This window comes from Glutamicibacter sp. FBE19 (genome assembly GCF_015524875.1).
Lineage (GTDB): Bacteria > Actinomycetota > Actinomycetes > Actinomycetales > Micrococcaceae > Glutamicibacter > Glutamicibacter halophytocola.
In genome coordinates, this window is record NZ_JACKQN010000014.1 from 68,021 (window position 1) to 82,587 (window position 14,567).

At 61.1% G+C, this 14,567-nt stretch carries 13 protein-coding genes; 7 read left to right on the top strand and 6 right to left on the bottom strand.

Annotated elements, in window-relative coordinates:
• Window positions 1–3 precede the first annotated feature (3 nt).
• The 6 genes from H6F58_RS17090 to H6F58_RS17115 form a co-directional block, all read right to left on the bottom strand.
• Entirely contained in the window at window positions 4–984 is a 981-nt protein-coding gene (locus H6F58_RS17090) for a cyclase family protein (protein ID WP_195182213.1), read from the bottom strand.
• Entirely contained in the window at window positions 981–1,229 is a 249-nt protein-coding gene (locus tag H6F58_RS17095) for a hypothetical protein (RefSeq protein WP_195182214.1), read from the bottom strand. Before H6F58_RS17095 ends, H6F58_RS17090 begins: the two co-directional genes overlap by 4 nt.
• Window positions 1,230–1,245: 16 nt before the next feature.
• Window positions 1,246–2,583 carry a TRAP transporter large permease subunit gene (locus H6F58_RS17100; RefSeq protein WP_195182215.1) on the bottom strand — a complete coding sequence of 446 codons (1,338 nt, stop codon included), beginning with the start codon at window positions 2,581–2,583 and terminating at the stop codon, window positions 1,246–1,248.
• A 33-nt stretch (window positions 2,584–2,616) separates the two neighbouring features.
• Entirely contained in the window at window positions 2,617–3,393 is a 777-nt protein-coding gene (locus H6F58_RS17105; protein ID WP_195182216.1) for a DUF1932 domain-containing protein, read from the bottom strand.
• 20 nt (window positions 3,394–3,413) lie between these two features.
• Window positions 3,414–4,037, bottom strand: coding sequence for a methyltransferase (locus H6F58_RS17110; RefSeq protein WP_060700269.1), 624 nt, complete (start codon window positions 4,035–4,037; stop codon window positions 3,414–3,416).
• Window positions 4,038–4,277: 240 nt separating this feature from the next.
• On the bottom strand, window positions 4,278–5,057 hold the full coding sequence (locus H6F58_RS17115; RefSeq protein WP_244652661.1) for an IclR family transcriptional regulator: 780 nt from the start codon (window positions 5,055–5,057) through the stop codon (window positions 4,278–4,280).
• Window positions 5,058–5,195: 138 nt separating this feature from the next.
• Between H6F58_RS17115 and H6F58_RS17120 the strand changes: the two genes are divergently transcribed.
• From H6F58_RS17120 to H6F58_RS17150, 7 genes are all read left to right on the top strand, one after another.
• Complete coding sequence (locus H6F58_RS17120; protein ID WP_348536412.1) at window positions 5,196–5,696, top strand: tripartite tricarboxylate transporter TctB family protein; 501 nt, start codon at window positions 5,196–5,198, stop codon at window positions 5,694–5,696.
• Window position 5,697: 1 nt separating this feature from the next.
• A complete protein-coding gene (locus tag H6F58_RS17125; RefSeq protein ID WP_060700271.1) occupies window positions 5,698–7,203 on the top strand; it encodes a tripartite tricarboxylate transporter permease in 1,506 nt (501 codons plus the stop codon).
• 40 nt (window positions 7,204–7,243) lie between these two features.
• Complete coding sequence (locus H6F58_RS17130; protein WP_195182218.1) at window positions 7,244–8,239, top strand: tripartite tricarboxylate transporter substrate binding protein; 996 nt, start codon at window positions 7,244–7,246, stop codon at window positions 8,237–8,239.
• Window positions 8,240–8,860: 621 nt separating this feature from the next.
• Window positions 8,861–10,060, top strand: a complete 1,200-nt coding sequence (locus tag H6F58_RS17135) for an RtcB family protein (protein WP_195182220.1) — start codon at window positions 8,861–8,863, stop codon at window positions 10,058–10,060.
• Window positions 10,061–10,283: 223 nt separating this feature from the next.
• Window positions 10,284–11,936 carry a thiamine pyrophosphate-binding protein gene (locus H6F58_RS17140; RefSeq protein ID WP_146277341.1) on the top strand — a complete coding sequence of 551 codons (1,653 nt, stop codon included), beginning with the start codon at window positions 10,284–10,286 and terminating at the stop codon, window positions 11,934–11,936.
• 41 nt (window positions 11,937–11,977) lie between these two features.
• A complete protein-coding gene (locus H6F58_RS17145) occupies window positions 11,978–13,054 on the top strand; it encodes a hypothetical protein (protein ID WP_146277343.1) in 1,077 nt (358 codons plus the stop codon).
• Window positions 13,055–13,310: 256 nt separating this feature from the next.
• The gene (locus H6F58_RS17150) at window positions 13,311–14,075 is read left to right on the top strand and encodes a hypothetical protein (protein WP_146277345.1); all 765 of its coding nucleotides are present in this window, start codon (window positions 13,311–13,313) and stop codon (window positions 14,073–14,075) included.
• The last annotated feature ends 492 nt before the right edge of the window (window positions 14,076–14,567 follow it).

Sequence of the window (14,567 nt, forward strand, 5' to 3'; positions counted from 1 at the left end):
GGCTCAAAGCACCGCGGTGGCATTGGCCGGCGATCCGGTGCCTCCCACAACGTTTAATGGCTTGATCGTCAGCAGGCACTCCCAGCGTTGCAGCTGGCTCATTCGCCGTGCCAGCGGGCCCAGGCGCCACAGCTCCCCGAGCGGAAGGCCGAGCTTCGCCAGGAATTCCTGGTGCATCATTCCGCGGTCATTCGGAGCCGAGGCGAGGAACGGGGAATTGGCGGCCGGCGGCAGGCATTCGACGGCAAAGTTATCTGCCGCCAGGATGCTCAGCCCCGAATCCCAGGCCCAGTCCAGCAGCTGTTCGGACTGCACCAGCCCGGTAGCCTTGCCGCAGTCGCGCTGCCTGGATTTCTCTTCGGGGGACAGCGCCAGGAACCACTCGCTCCAGCCGGTGTGGACCATCAGCGCATCGCCTTCTTCTGCAGTAATTCCCTGGTGGTCCAGGGCTTCGAGCAGCAGCGAAAGCGGGATCTGCTCCCCGTGTGCGTGATCCAGCTGCCGGCCCCGGGCCCTGGAAAACCCGTCGAGGTCCACCAGGAGGCCACGGGTCACGATGGGCTGATCCGACCAGTACTGGATTCCCAGCTCGGTGGTTCCAGGGACGATCTTTTCGTCGGCCACGCCGTTGTAGAAGCCGACCTCGTCAGAACGGCGGTGGCGCAGCCCATCGATCTGCGACGAGCCCTGCAGGTAGAAGCCGTCCAGATAGTCGTCGCGATGGGCCGGATGATTGCCAAAAATATGGTGCTCTGGCGCGCCACGGGTTTTGGACATGCCCGGCGAAAAGGCATCGATCGGATAATCCAGCCCGAAGCATTCGCCCAGGCGCACCGATGCGGCCGCGGCAATGCGCTTGGCTGCATCAATTTTGCCCGGAGCCCCGGCCAAGGGGGAGGCGAACAGGTCCCATGAGGTACCGGCAAGCCGGCCCGGGCGCTGTTTCAGCTCGGCACGAGTGGGGTACTTTTTCTTCCCGCTCATTTGGGAGCGTTCTCCTGGGCGTATTTGCGCGGGGTGGAGCCTGCATGAAGCAGCAGGTACGCGGCGATCGAGGCGATGGAGGCGCAGATGCAAAGGACCGTCTTGAACACCGAGTTCGGTGCGGTCAGCAGCGGCGCGTTGCCGAGGATAATCCCGGCTAATTGCAGCAGAACAAACACGATTCCACCGCCCAGGGCCAGAGCCAGCGAGGCGACGAAGGTTTTTCGAAGTACAAGTTGGTACATTTTGGCTCCTTGGGGGTTAGACCGGCAAGATCCCGGACGCGATCAGCACGCCGATAGCCAGCAATGGCAGTGCGTAGAACAGCATCATCCGGCGGAAGGTGCTGTATGGGTTGACCCCGGCGATGCCGCAGGCAACGTAGAGGGGAGCGCCTCCGGGCGGAACAGCTGCTTCGCAGGAGGAGAATACCAGCACGGCCACCGCGGCGGTCGGGGCAGGGACCCCTGCGGCAACAAGGGAAGCCACTCCCACGGTGCCCACGGCCGCCATTGTCGCAGTCGAAGACAGCGGGGCCGCGACGGCAATGACAATCAGGCCGATCACCAGGGCAAGCAGCCACACCGGCAGCGAAAGCTGGTTCAGCACCGTGGTGAGCTGCTCGGGCAATCCGGTGCTGGCCAGGGCGTTGGCTCCGGCGAAGGCGAAAAGCACGGTGACGCCGACAATGCCAAAACGGGGGATGGAGTCCTCGATCATGCGCGACCAGGCCTTGAGGCTGCGGGGCAATTTGCCCAGCCCGAGCAGCAGGCCCATGACGATCAACGCGATGGGGATCCAGAAGATCGGGCTGATCGCCTTGGCAACGTTGGTTTGGGTGTAGCTGCTCAAGGCCTCGGCGACAGCGCCGCTGGTGATGATCATCGGAATGGCAACGCCGACAAAAAGCAGGAGGGTGCTCCAGCCTTGCCTGAATGCCACCGATAGCAGCTGGCGCTGTTCGGCAGGGGTGGCTTGCGCGCCACTGCGGCGAACCAGGATATAGGTGACCACCAGCCTGTGCGCCACGCACCAAAGCCCGCCAAAAATCAAGGGGACCAAGAGCTCATTGGCCGAGAGCAGCGGCCCGACGGTGGAGGAGCCAACCAGAACGAACATCGAAGCGCTGAAGGGGAAGGTGATTCCCATGCCCGCGTTGCCGGCCACGATGGTGGCAGCGGTGGGGCGGTCGATCTTCGAGCGCTCCATCCACGGGATGGTAATTGATCCCACCGTCGCGGCGATGGCCGCCTGATTGTGCACGATGCTGCCCAAGCTGGCCGAGGACACCGTGGACACGTAGGCCGCCCCGCCCTTGTGGCCGCCGATCAGCGAATCCAGCAGGTTGATCATGCGTTCCATGACCCCGGCGCGTTCGAGCAGGTAGCCCATGAACACAAAAATCACCGTCGCATAGACGATTTCATCGGTGAGCGCTTCATAGAGCGCCGCCCAGCCAACCGGGAGCATCTGGCTGCCGCTGAATGCCGCCGCCACGATGAAGCCGAGAATCATCGCCTCGCCAACGTTGCGGCGCATCAGCACCGTCCAAATGATGATGACCGCGAGGTAGGCGCCCAGCGCCCAGATGCCAATCATGCTGTTTCCTTCCAGAGCTTGCCAGCGTCGCTGCTAGCCAGCTGTCATCCTAGTATCCATGGCCATGCGCTCCATGGCGCTGGCCGAGGCATCGGTCATTTCGCGGGGGACGCCGAGGTCGTCCAGATACCCGCCGGTGGAGCGCATCTCTGCTGCGCGGCGTACTGCGTGCTTGGCGGTGCCGGACAGGAAGCGATCGATGGTTGCCTGGCCGTCGCCGGCCAGCATTTTGGAGATTTCTGCCCGGATCCAGGGTTCAAGCCCCGCAGCGGCACCGGCTCGAACTGCTTCAATCACCACCGAGGCCAGGCCCTTGGTGAAGATGCTGCGCAGCAGCTTGTGGGCCATGGCGCTGCCCGGCCCGCCTTCCACGACCTCGACCGGCGCTCCCACGGATTCGAGCAGATCGGCAAAGGCCGCGGCTCCTTGGCCGCTGGCCATCAATGGAGTTTTTGCCCCCTGGGCAATGACGGGTCCGAGGATCGCGACATCGATGAAGCTGGCCTGGCTCGAAGTGGAGCCCAGCTCCTCCATGACCTTGGGGGATGAACTGGTCAGGTCCGCATAGCCAGATCCCGGCTTCATCACCGGCAAGCACTCCCGGGCGACCTTCGGTGCGGCACCGGCGCCGGTCAGCACCAGGACCATGTCTGCATCCTTGGCTGCTTCCGCCGCCGACTGGGCCAGGTGCGCGCCGTGCGGGGCGTGGTTGATGAATGGATCGTAGCCGATGATGTCGTGGCCGGCTTCGAGGAGCGCGGCAGCATAAATCTGTCCGACCTCGCCTAGTCCGATGAGTGCACATTTCATAGTGTCAGGGCCTTAAATAATCAGGAATGGGTGTTGGCGCGGTCGGCAAGAATGGCTGCGCGGCGCTGGGACTCGTCAAGATTCACTGCTTCTGCGGCGGTGGCGATATCTTCGGCGCGCTCTGCCGGGATAACCACCAATCCGTCCGAGTCTCCGACGACGATGTCTCCTGGCGAGACCGCGACGCCGCCAAAGGCGATAGTCCCGTTGACCTCGAAGGGGCCATTCTTGTAGGGGCCGGCGGGGCTGGTGGCCCGGGCGAAGACCGGCAGGTTGATTTCGCCGAGATCCACGGCATCGCGAACTGCCCCGTCAACGGCGAATCCGGCGACACCCTTGGATATCGCGCGTTCGCCGATGAGCTCTCCGAGAAGCGCGCGGTCGGTGTAGCCCCCGCCGTTGACGACGATAACCTGTCCGGGTTGAACATGTTTGAGGGCTTCGTGGATTCCGGCGTTGTCCCCCGGGGCCACCCAGACGGTATACGCCGGCCCGGAAATTTTGGCGCCATCCCACACTGCCTGGATTTCTGCTGAGGCAATGCCCAGCCGCTGCATGGCGTCGCCGATGTTGGCGGCCGGAAGCGCAGCGAGCCGATCGATGACGGATTGCTCGACGAGAAGAGATTGCGTCGATTGGTTCATGGTGCACCTGTCCCAAGTCCTGGGGCGAGCGTGAAACAGCCAAGGGTAAATTTCATTAGACGGTCTATAGTTTCACACTACGCAATTTATTGATGATGTACGGAATCATTGCATGGGGTGCATCACAGTGTCAAGGTGCGGGGGCGGGTGTTTCGCGCAGGAGCGCCCAAGGCGCCGGGGAATCCGGGCGCGCCAATCAGGCGCGTGATCCACGCGCCTGAAGCGGGGCGGTTGCGGCCGTTAGTAGACGCTGCTCGCCAGCAGGTCGGATAGGCGGCGGGCGGCCTGGAGGAGTTCGGGAGCCCGGGTTTCCAGGGCTTCGCGGGTCACGGTGTGGATGGGGCCGGTCAGCGAGAGCGCTTCCGTGGGCGGGCCCTGGCGCGACGGGATGGCGGTGGCCACCGAGATGATGCCCAGGGCGCGCTCATCTTCGGAGATGGCGTAGTTTGCACCAGCCTTGGGCGTGCGGGACTTGATGGCGTCGAGATCGAAGTCCTCGGATTCGTAATGCAGGCGCCGGGATGCTTCGGCGATCTGCGTTAGCTCGTCGTCATCGGCGCCGAGCAGGAAGATGCGTCCGGCTGCGCCGGATGTCAGGGGCAGGCGCCGGCCTTGCGGGAGGTTGTAGCCCAGGGAGCTTTCGCCCACGACGCGTTCAACCAGTACCCGCTCGCTGCCCAATCGCGTGTACAGCGAAGCTGTCAGATTGGTGGCCTGGGAAAGTTGCTGGAGGATCGGCTGCGCAACACGGGGCAGCGGGTCATTTTCCAGGAAGACGCGGGCTGCGGGCAGTACTGCTGGGCCCAATCGATAGCTCTTGTCGGTCTGGCTGACGAGTCCCGCCTCCTGGAGCACCCGCAGGATGCGCAGTGTTGTCGGCGAGCTCATGCCCATATCGGCAGCGATGGCGCTCAGGCGCCTGGGGTGCTCATAGCGCTGGATCTGCTCAAATACGGCAATGGCCCTGGTTAAAGACCTCATGCCGTTGGGTGTCTCGGACTTCTCTTTTTCTGCCGCCATGATTTCATTCTATGCAATTAATTTGTAATTTGATGCACTTCCTTGACGGCCGCCTGTGCCCCATGTCACCATTTCATGGAACGCTAGATAATTTTACAGTATGAAATTTATGAACAAACTATGCAATTGGAGGAAGCTGTGTCGAACGATGCAACGGGGAGACGGGTTCCACCGGGACGATGGCCAATCCTCATTGGCCAGGCAATTATCGCCCTCGTCGGCCTGTATGCGTTCCTGGGCTCATTGAGCCTTGGACTCTGGAGCAGCCTCGGCCCGGGGGCCGGCTTCTTTCCAGCAGTACTTGGCATTTTCCTGATGGTTCTCGTCGCCCTGTGGTTTGTGCAGGAACGTGCCAAGCCAACGGTGGAAACCGGGGGAGAGACGTTTGACCGGGCGCAGGTCTGGGCTGTCATTGCCAGCTTGGTGATTCTGGCCGCTGCCTTGCCATTCCTCGGATTCCAGCTGAGCGTATTTGCCTTTCTCATGTACCACCTCAGCTTCCGGGCCCGGATTGGAAAGGTGAAAGCCATCGTTATTTCCCTTTGCGGCAGCGTCGGCGTTTTTTACCTGTTCACCACCGTCCTGCACGTCACCCTGCCGGTGGCAACGCTGCCGCCACTGAGCATGATTGGACTTTGACATGGATGTTCTCAATGAACTCATGATGGGTTTTGCCGCGGCAATGACTTGGCAAAACCTCCTCTTCGCCTTTGTCGGCTGCTTGCTGGGCACGGTCATTGGCGTCCTGCCCGGCATTGGACCTGTCGCAGGCATCGCCTTGCTGATTCCGCTGACCCTCAACCTTGATCCTGCCGGATCCATCATCATGTTGTGCGCGATTTTTTATGGCACAACCTACGGTGGCACCATTACCAGCGTCCTGCTTAATACGCCCGGCGAGGCGGCATCGGCCATTACCGCCATCGACGGCTATCAAATGACCAAAGTCGGGCGGGCGGGCGTAGCGCTGACCATTGCCGCGGTAGGCTCATTCATCGGCGGCACCATCGCCACCGTTGGCCTGGTCATGGCGGCCAAGCCCCTGGGCAGCCTGGGGCTGCTGATCGGGCCGCCGGAATTCTTCGCGCTCGTGGTTGTCGGCATTTCGCTGCTTGTTGCCTTGGCGGGGCGCTCAATGGTCCGGGCCCTGATTTCCGGCGCCCTGGGCCTGCTGATTTCAATGATTGGCATCGATCCTGTCATGGGAGCCCCGCGTTTTACCTTCGGCATGGAGCGTTTGCTTGACGGCGTTTCATTCGTGGCGGTCATCGTCGGCATTTTCGGGCTATCCGAAATCTTGTCCTACCGCCCGGGGAAGAACCAGGCGGTGACGCAGGCACCCGGAATGCGTGCCCTGCTCCCCACGCGAACTGACTGGAAGCGCAGTACCCCGGCCTTCGCGCGCGGCACCGGCATTGGATTCGCCATGGGGCTGATTCCCGGAATGACCGGGTCGGTTTCCTCGCTGCTGTCCTACGGCGCCGAGAAGAAGTTCTCAAAGCATCGCGACGAACTGGGCCAGGGCGCCATCGAAGGCGTTGCCGGACCCGAGACCGCGAATAATGCGCACGCAAACGGCGCGCTGATCCCGCTCTTTACCCTCGGAATTCCAGCATCGCCGACTATCGCCGTGCTCATGGGAGCCTTCTTGCAGCAGGGCCTCACCCCAGGCCCGACCTTGTTCGCCGAGCACAGCACGCTGGCATGGACGATTATCGCCAGCCTGTTCATTGGCAATATTCTGCTGCTCGTTCTCAATGTCCCCTTGGTCGGCCTCTGGACTTCGATCCTGAAAGTGCCCTACCCGATTCTGGCCGGCTTGATCTTGATGTTCATGGTTGTGGGCGCGTACACGATCAACTTCTCGGTCTTCGACGTCTTTGTCATGATCATCTTCGGACTGGTGGGCCTGGGTCTGCGGCGCCTGGATATTCCTCTGGCGCCGATGGTCCTGACCCTGGTGCTGGGACCGCTGATGGAACGCTCGCTGCGTGAATCCCTGGATATTTCCCATGGCAGCTTCGCCATCTTCCTCGATCGTCCCATCACCATGGTGCTTCTGCTCATCGCCTTGGCCATTGTCTGCAGCCCGCTGCTGAAACTGCGCAAGCCAGCCGCGCTGGTGGCTGAAGATCCCGAAAGCTGAACACCCGCAAATTAGCTGTACCGAACCCGAAGGAACTCAAATGAAACGCATCATCACCGTTATTGCTGCAGGTGCTCTGACCCTGGCCGCCGCTGGCTGCGGGTCGAGCAGCGGATCCCCGTCCAATGCGGGAGCCGATTTCCCGAAAAACGGCAAGCCTGTGGAACTGCTGGTGGCATTCTCGCCCGGCGGACCGGTGGACACGGCCGCCCGCTTGATTCAGCCTGTGCTGGAGAAAGAGCTGGGAACCAACGTTGAAGTGATTAATAAGCCAGGTGCTGGCGGGCAGATCGGCTACACCTCGCTGGCCAACGCCAAGCCCGATGGCTACACCATTGGCGCTGTGGGCTCACCGTCGATTGTGGTCATCCCGTTGGACGAGGCGCGCGGAGCGGCGTTTACTCGAGAAGATCTTCAGCCACTGGCACGCCAGGTGGTTGATCCGATGGTGATTGCGGTCCAGGCGGACAGCAAATACAAGAATCTCAAGGACCTGCTCGAGGACAGCAAGGCCAATCCTGGGTCTGTCAACGCCACGACGACAGGGCAGATGGGCGGCGAGCACTTTGCCATCGCGCAGATCAACGAGGCCACAGGCGCTGAGCTGAGCCCCGTGCACTTCTCGGAAGGCGCCTCGCAGGCTTCCACCGCATTCCTGGGCAAGCACGTTGACGTGCTGGTTGGAAATGTCAGCGAAGTGATTGATCTTCAGAAGCAGGGCAAGGCGAAGGTGCTCGGCGTGATGGACTCGGAACGCACCGATGTTCTGCCGGATGTGCCAACCTTCGCCGAAGAAGGATACGACGTGGTGGCCGCAACCGCTCGCGGTTATGCCGCGCCGGCCGGCCTGCCTGAAGAAGTGGCCAAGAAATTGGAGTCTGCACTGCAGGCTGCTATCGAAGACGAGTCTGTGGTTTCGAAGATGGACAATCTGGGGCTAACCACCAGCTACCAGGATTCCGCGGAATACGGCGAGTTCTGGACCAAGCAGGAAGCCGACTACAAGGCGGTTCTGCCTCTGGTCCAGGCGAAGTAGAGCGCGCGAGCGCAACGGGGGATGCTCCGCCATCGCTTCAAGGACCTTGAACAGGAGTGCCAACTGCTGTTCAAGGTCCTGCGGCATTGCGTGCTTGGGTCTGGTCTTGCACCGATAATAGATGCGCGGGAAACAGCATTAATTAGAGAATGTTTTGGTTTCGAGTGGATATTCTGCGAAAAGTGCATTATCGTAAATAGAGTAATTGTCGACCGCTGAAAAACTTGAAGGAGGATGGCGATGTTGAATAATAATGCTCAACGAGAGCAGTATCAGTTGCAAGCCGTCAGCTTCCAGGGCTTGTTTAGCGGCACAGGTGAACCCCGCCAACCTCATCAGTTCGGGTTTCTGAAGCCACGTGCGCATCGACTCTTACTCGCCGGAAATGGTGAATGAATCACGCTTTGACCTGCCAGATCTAATATTTTAGTGCCAGTTGCCGCCCGGTTGGGTGAAAGCTGGAGGCGCGGTCGGCAATTCTCCTGGGAGTCGATGAACTTAGTTCATTGGCTCCTTTTCTATTTTCCATTCAATTGTTTTGCATGGGTTTAATTGTCGTGCCCGAAAATTGAAATAGGCGAAAAATTTATCCACTTTAAGTTCCTAGAAGAAGGAAGAATGATGAATCGTCCAGCAGCGTTCCCCGTAGCGCTGACCGGCAGCAATGACCGCGTAAAAATGTGGGCCGCAGAAGCCGAAGTGGAACACGAAGCACTTGAGCAGCTGCGCCGCGTGGCTCAGCTGCCATGGGTCCACGGCGTACGCGTGATGCCCGACGTCCACGTCGGCAAGGGGGCGACGATCGGCAGCGTCATCGCCATGAACCAGGCCGTCTCGCCTTCAGCGGTGGGCGTTGACATCGGCTGCGGCGTCGCCGCCGTGCGCACCAGCATCCGTGCCGACCAGTTGGCTGGCTTGGAGCTGCTGCGAGCCAGTATCGAAGCTGCGATCCCCGTGGGATTCAACGCTCACGAGGAGCTGCCCCAGTTGTGCCGTTTCGGTCTGGAACCCGGGGTGGATCAGCTCTTCGGCAGGTTCGAAACCCTGGATGAGAAGGTGCAGAAGCTCAAGAGCAAGGCCATCGGCCAGCTGGGGACCCTGGGAGGTGGCAACCACTTCCTGGAGCTGTGCCTCGATCAGGATGATCGGGTGTGGATTACCCTGCATTCCGGTTCGCGCAATATCGGCAAGACCTTGGCTGACAGGCACATCGGCATCGCGAAGTCGCTGGGGCACAACCAGGGCTTGGTCGACAAGGAACTGGCTGTTTTCATCGAGGGCACACCGCAGATGGATGCCTATAAGCACGATCTGTGGTGGGCGCAGGAGTACGCGGCCGCGTCGCGGGCCCTGATGCTCGCGCTGTTCAAGGAGGCCGTAGTCCGGCACTTCGAAACCCTTGATGTCCGGTTTGATGCGCCGATCAACGTCCACCACAACTACGTGAACGAGGAGATGGTCGATGGTCAGGCGCTGCTGGTGACGCGCAAGGGCGCTATCCGTGCTGGTGCCGGAGATCTCGCCCTGATACCTGGGTCCATGGGCACTGGATCCTATGTTGTGCGTGGGCGCGGAAACCCAGGGTCGTACTTCTCGGCCTCCCACGGTGCCGGGCGTCGGATGAGTAGGACGGCGGCGAAGAAGATGTACTCGGCCGATGACCTCGCCGCGCAGACTGCAGGCATCGAGTGCCGCAAGGATGCGGGGGTCGTGGATGAGATCCCCGCGGCCTACAAGGACATCCACCAGGTGATTGAAGCACAGAAGGATCTGGTGGAAGTCGTCGGCCACCTGCGCACCATCCTGTGCGTCAAGGGGTAGGCGGGTAGCGGCGTTGGCTGGAACCGCAACATGCGGGGAAAGCCAACGCCGCGCACCATCTAGCGCAAAGCGGTCCCGGTGCCCTATCATCATTGAGTCAGGAGCCACAGCCTTGTGGTTTCCGGCGCTCTCAAAAGGGGCGATACCCGTTGCCGTCAAGCAACTGGTAACGGCAGACATATATGGAATTTTCTTCAGCATCATTTCTTGAAAAGAGTCCATAATGTCTAGCGTTTCCGCAGCCATTGCCCATGCCCTGAAACCAGTTGCCCCGCAGATCTTCGGATTGATGGGAAATGGCAACGCCCACTTCCTTGATGCCGCCATTCGCGCGGGATTCGACTACACCGCAGTGCGCCATGAGTCCGCAGCTGTTTCGGCCGCCGACGCCTATTTCCGGATTTCGAACCAGCTGGCCATTGCCACCACCACCTACGGTGCCGGGTACACCAACGCCGTGACCGCACTGGCTGAAGCCGCAGCGGCCCGAACCCCATTGCTATTTGTCACCGGTGATGCTCCCAGCACCGGATTGCGCGGCTGGGACGTTGACCAGGGGGCCATCGACGCTGGCGTGCGAGCACCTCGCTATGTCGTGGACCGCCATACCCCGGGGAGCACCGCGCTGCAGGCCGCCGCCCATGCGCTGCGCGAACAGGCCCCGGTGGTCCTCGCCATTCCCTATGACCTGGCAGCCGCCGAATGCGCAGGGGAAGAACTTCCGGATGTCGCCTCGCTGGCTTGCCTGCCGCCGACGCCGCGTCTTGAGCCTGCTGCGCTGGCGCAGATCGCAACGAAGCTGAACGCCTCGAAGCGCACCCATATTCTCTATGGCCGGGGTGCCATTGATGCCGCCGAGCAGGTCAAGGAACTGGCGCAGAAGCTGGATGCCACCACCTCGGGCACGCTGCTGGCACGCGACCTGCTGGACTACGAGTTCGATCTGGGCATCACCGGCGGTTTCTCCACCGAGGCCAATACGGGCATCATCGCCCGGGCAGATACCGTGCTGGTCCTGGGCGCTTCCCTGAACCAATTCACCACGCGCTTCGGCGAACTGATTAATGAGTCGGCGACGCTGATCCAGATCGATCTTGGGCCAGCTGCCACCAACGCCCGCGTCGACTGCTTTGCCACCGCCGATGCCCAGAGCGCTGCCCTGGATCTGCTGGGTGCCGTCGAGGCTGCCGAAAGCAGCTGGTGCTCGGGCCTTGACCTGCACGATGTGCGCAGCCGCCCGGCCGGCGATGAAAAGGCCGAAGACGGGCTGCTGGATCCGCGCCGTGTAGCCAGCGAGCTGGAGAAGATCTTGCCGGCCAATCGAGTCCTGGTCCAGGATGGCGGGCATTTCATCGGCTGGGGCCCGATGTACTGGTCAACCACCGGCGCGCGTTCGCTGGCCTGCGTCGGCACCGCCTACCAGTCCATTGGCCTGGGAATCGCTTCAATGGTGGGTGCCGGGGCCGCGGCCGAAGGGCGCACGGTTGTCCTGGCTGCCGGTGACGGCGGGTTCCTGATGGGCTTGGCCGATCTCGAATCCATTATCCGCACCATCGACAGCGGGGTGATCGTGATCTACAACGACTCTGCCTACGGCGCCGAGGTCCACCAGTACGGCTCGATCGGCCTGCATGAAGACCCGATGCTGATCCCGACCGTCGATTTTGCCGGCATTGCCCGGTCCATGGGCGCGACCGGGGTGCGGGTAGAGGAGCTCGCGGATCTGGCCGGGCTCAGGCAATGGGTGGCCGATGGCGCGCGGGGAGTGTGCCTGGTTGATGCCCGCATTTCCGCGCGGATTCGCGCCCCCTACATGGAAGAGGTGCTCGCGGCCAACAAGAAAGCCGCCGCGGCACTGGCATTACAATCCGATTAAGACGCTGGAAAAACAGCTTGGGTACGGCGTAGGGTTGACTCGTGCGCAAGATCTTAGTAGGAACAGCCAGCCTGAGCCTGGGAGCGCTTTGCCTCCTCCCGGCGACTGCCGCCTTTGCTGTACCAACTAGTTTTGGCAACCAGGCCGACGAGCCGACCCAGCTGTTTTCCGGATCCTCCCTGCGCGTGGCCACCATCCAGGCCAACCTCACGGGCGATACCGCCGATGGGCTGGAAGAGAAGCTGATGGGCGGAACCAATTCGCAGGCGGCCCAGGTGGCCGACAGCCTTTCCGCCGCCGATGCCGACGTGGTTGTGCTGACCAATATGGATGCCGAGCAAGGCGCCGTCGACACCTTCAAGAATCTCTACCTGAACAACATCGCGGACGATCGCACGGACGTCGACTACCCGTATTCCTATCTGGCGGTTGGCTCCAAGGGATTGCAGAGCGGTGCCGACTTGAACGCAGACGGCGTGATCGGCAGTGCCGAAGACGCCTGGGGGCAGGGGGCCTTCGAAGAGCAGGGCTCGATAGTAGTGCTCTCCAAGTACCCGGTGGACGAAGGCAAGATCACCGCCGTCTCGAAGCTCAAGTGGCAGCAGGTCGAGAACGACCAGTTGCACCACACCGGCTTGTCCGGCGTGCTGGCAGCCTCCATCCCGGTGATGAGCACCGGCCTCTGGGATATCCCGATTAACTATCGCGGCCAGCAGGTCCATGTTGTCGCGACCCAGACCGAGCCCGAAGGCCGGAACCGAGAATTCTCCCAAGCTCGGCACGCTGATGAACTGAAGGTCATTTCGGACTACGTGGCCGGCAAGGACTACGTCCACACCGACAGCGACGGCCACGCCGAAGGCCTGGGCGGTGAGAAGTTCGTCGTAGCGGGCGCCTTGGATCTCCAGGATTCTTCCGCGGACCGGCTGGAACCGTTCCTCCAGGGATTAGCTCGTGAAGATGCCCTGAACGATGGCGGCAGCTACCTGGTCCCGGATTCCTCATGGGAGGTTACGGGCCAGGGGCGCATCGAGCAGCGTGAACCCCTGCTGGAAGAAGCAGTGCCAAATGACGTCGAGGAACCCGGATCCCTGATCTGGACAGACATCGAGTTCTAGGCTTGGCCTGGCTGCCCAGGGCCAGGACTGCAGCCAGATATGTCCGTTCGCGCAGGGCGATCGACCTTGCCTGCTGTACTCTGCAAGGCATCGAAGCCGGACTCGCTCTGCAGGCAACAGCCCGCTGGTCTGAGGGTTTATGCAGGGCAGCCGAGGCACGCAGATGCCACACGTTCCGATCATTCTCAGAAGAACCGCGCAAGACCCGGCAGTCCCAAGGCAACTCTCAGGGTCATGCAGATAAGCTGGGGGCATCATGAAAAACGATCCAATCTCGATGACTTTCATTGGCAAAGATGGCAAGCCGCGCTCCAGCGTGCAGCAGGCCATCTTGAAGGGCATCGGAGTGCAACGGCCTCTGGTGCTCGCGTATATTAATCGTCTTCGCAAGAAGAATCCCCAAGCCGATACCCCCGAGCTGGCCGCTATCGTTGAACGGGATTACCTTCGTATTGTCACCGGGTCCGGAGCGGCTGTTGGCGGCACCGCGGCGGTGCCGGCTGTTGGCACCGGTGTCGCTTTGGGCCTTTCGGTCGCCGCTACCCTGGGCTTCCTGGAAGCTTCGGCCCTCTACGCCCAGAGCCTGGCGGAACTGCATGGCATCGCCATCGAGAATCCTGATCATTCGCGCGTTTTGGTCATGGGCATCTTGATGGGCGAGGAAGGCAGTTCCATGATTGCTGGACTTACGTCGCAGGCGGCCGGCCGCGGCGGTGGACCTGTTAAGGGCTGGGCCCAGGCTTTCGGCGCGAACAAGAGCACCAGCTTCTACTCGAGCGTGCAGCGCACCTTGCAGAAGAAGTTCTTGCACAAGATCATCGGCACGCAGGCGGCTAGCGTTGTGGGACGCCTGGTTCCCTTCGGTGTTGGCGCGGTGATCGGTGGAGCAGGCAACCGATACATGGCCAAGCGCGTGATCGAGAATGCCAAGGAGGCCTTTGCCGGCATCCCGACGGTGGTGCCCAGCGCACTGCCGCTGGATGATCCGCGGATTTTGGAATCCGAAATCGTAGAGGACTAGATGGCGAACCGCGTTTGGCGCCTCTGAGGATGTCGACGGAACGCCCCGTAATACAGCGTTAGCTGTTTTACGGGGTGTTTTTTCGGTTTAAACCGTGTAAATCCGGGGATATGGACACGTGCAACCGATTAAGTGTCCACGGTCACCGCCGCAAACCACCCACCCGATTTGCACCACCCCCAAAACCTGTGTATAGTTTTTCCTTGTCGCCGAGAGCAAAACGGAAGAAATAACCGGATGCAAAACGGAGGTAAAACCCCAGAAAATCAACGGTTTTCGCACAGGTCACTGTCGGAATTCATTGATAAAAGGGAATCGTGAATACTGTTTCAAATCACAAACAATTGATTTGACTTTCAGAAATTCACGGTGATAAGATTTGAATATAACGCTGGACGAAATCATGGCTCGAATTGACGGGTTGTGGAGAACCGGTAAGTGTTTGTTGTTTGAGAACTCAATAGTGTGCCAAGTTTGTTGATACCGAATATT

Excerpts from the sequence above, each read along its gene's own strand:
- H6F58_RS17140 (WP_146277341.1), top strand. The coding sequence starts at position 10,284 with ATGTCTAGCGTTTCCGCAGCCATTGCCCATGCCCTGAAACCAGTTGCC.
- H6F58_RS17130 (WP_195182218.1), top strand. The coding sequence starts at position 7,244 with ATGAAACGCATCATCACCGTTATTGCTGCAGGTGCTCTGACCCTGGCC.
- H6F58_RS17100 (WP_195182215.1), bottom strand. The coding sequence starts at position 2,583 with ATGATTGGCATCTGGGCGCTGGGCGCCTACCTCGCGGTCATCATCATT.
- H6F58_RS17150 (WP_146277345.1), top strand. The coding sequence starts at position 13,311 with ATGAAAAACGATCCAATCTCGATGACTTTCATTGGCAAAGATGGCAAG.
- H6F58_RS17110 (WP_060700269.1), bottom strand. The coding sequence starts at position 4,037 with ATGAACCAATCGACGCAATCTCTTCTCGTCGAGCAATCCGTCATCGAT.
- H6F58_RS17090 (WP_195182213.1), bottom strand. The coding sequence starts at position 984 with ATGAGCGGGAAGAAAAAGTACCCCACTCGTGCCGAGCTGAAACAGCGC.
- H6F58_RS17125 (WP_060700271.1), top strand. The coding sequence starts at position 5,698 with ATGGATGTTCTCAATGAACTCATGATGGGTTTTGCCGCGGCAATGACT.
- H6F58_RS17105 (WP_195182216.1), bottom strand. The coding sequence starts at position 3,393 with ATGAAATGTGCACTCATCGGACTAGGCGAGGTCGGACAGATTTATGCT.
- H6F58_RS17095 (WP_195182214.1), bottom strand. The coding sequence starts at position 1,229 with ATGTACCAACTTGTACTTCGAAAAACCTTCGTCGCCTCGCTGGCTCTG.
- H6F58_RS17135 (WP_195182220.1), top strand. The coding sequence starts at position 8,861 with ATGAATCGTCCAGCAGCGTTCCCCGTAGCGCTGACCGGCAGCAATGAC.
- H6F58_RS17115 (WP_244652661.1), bottom strand. The coding sequence starts at position 5,057 with ATGGCGGCAGAAAAAGAGAAGTCCGAGACACCCAACGGCATGAGGTCT.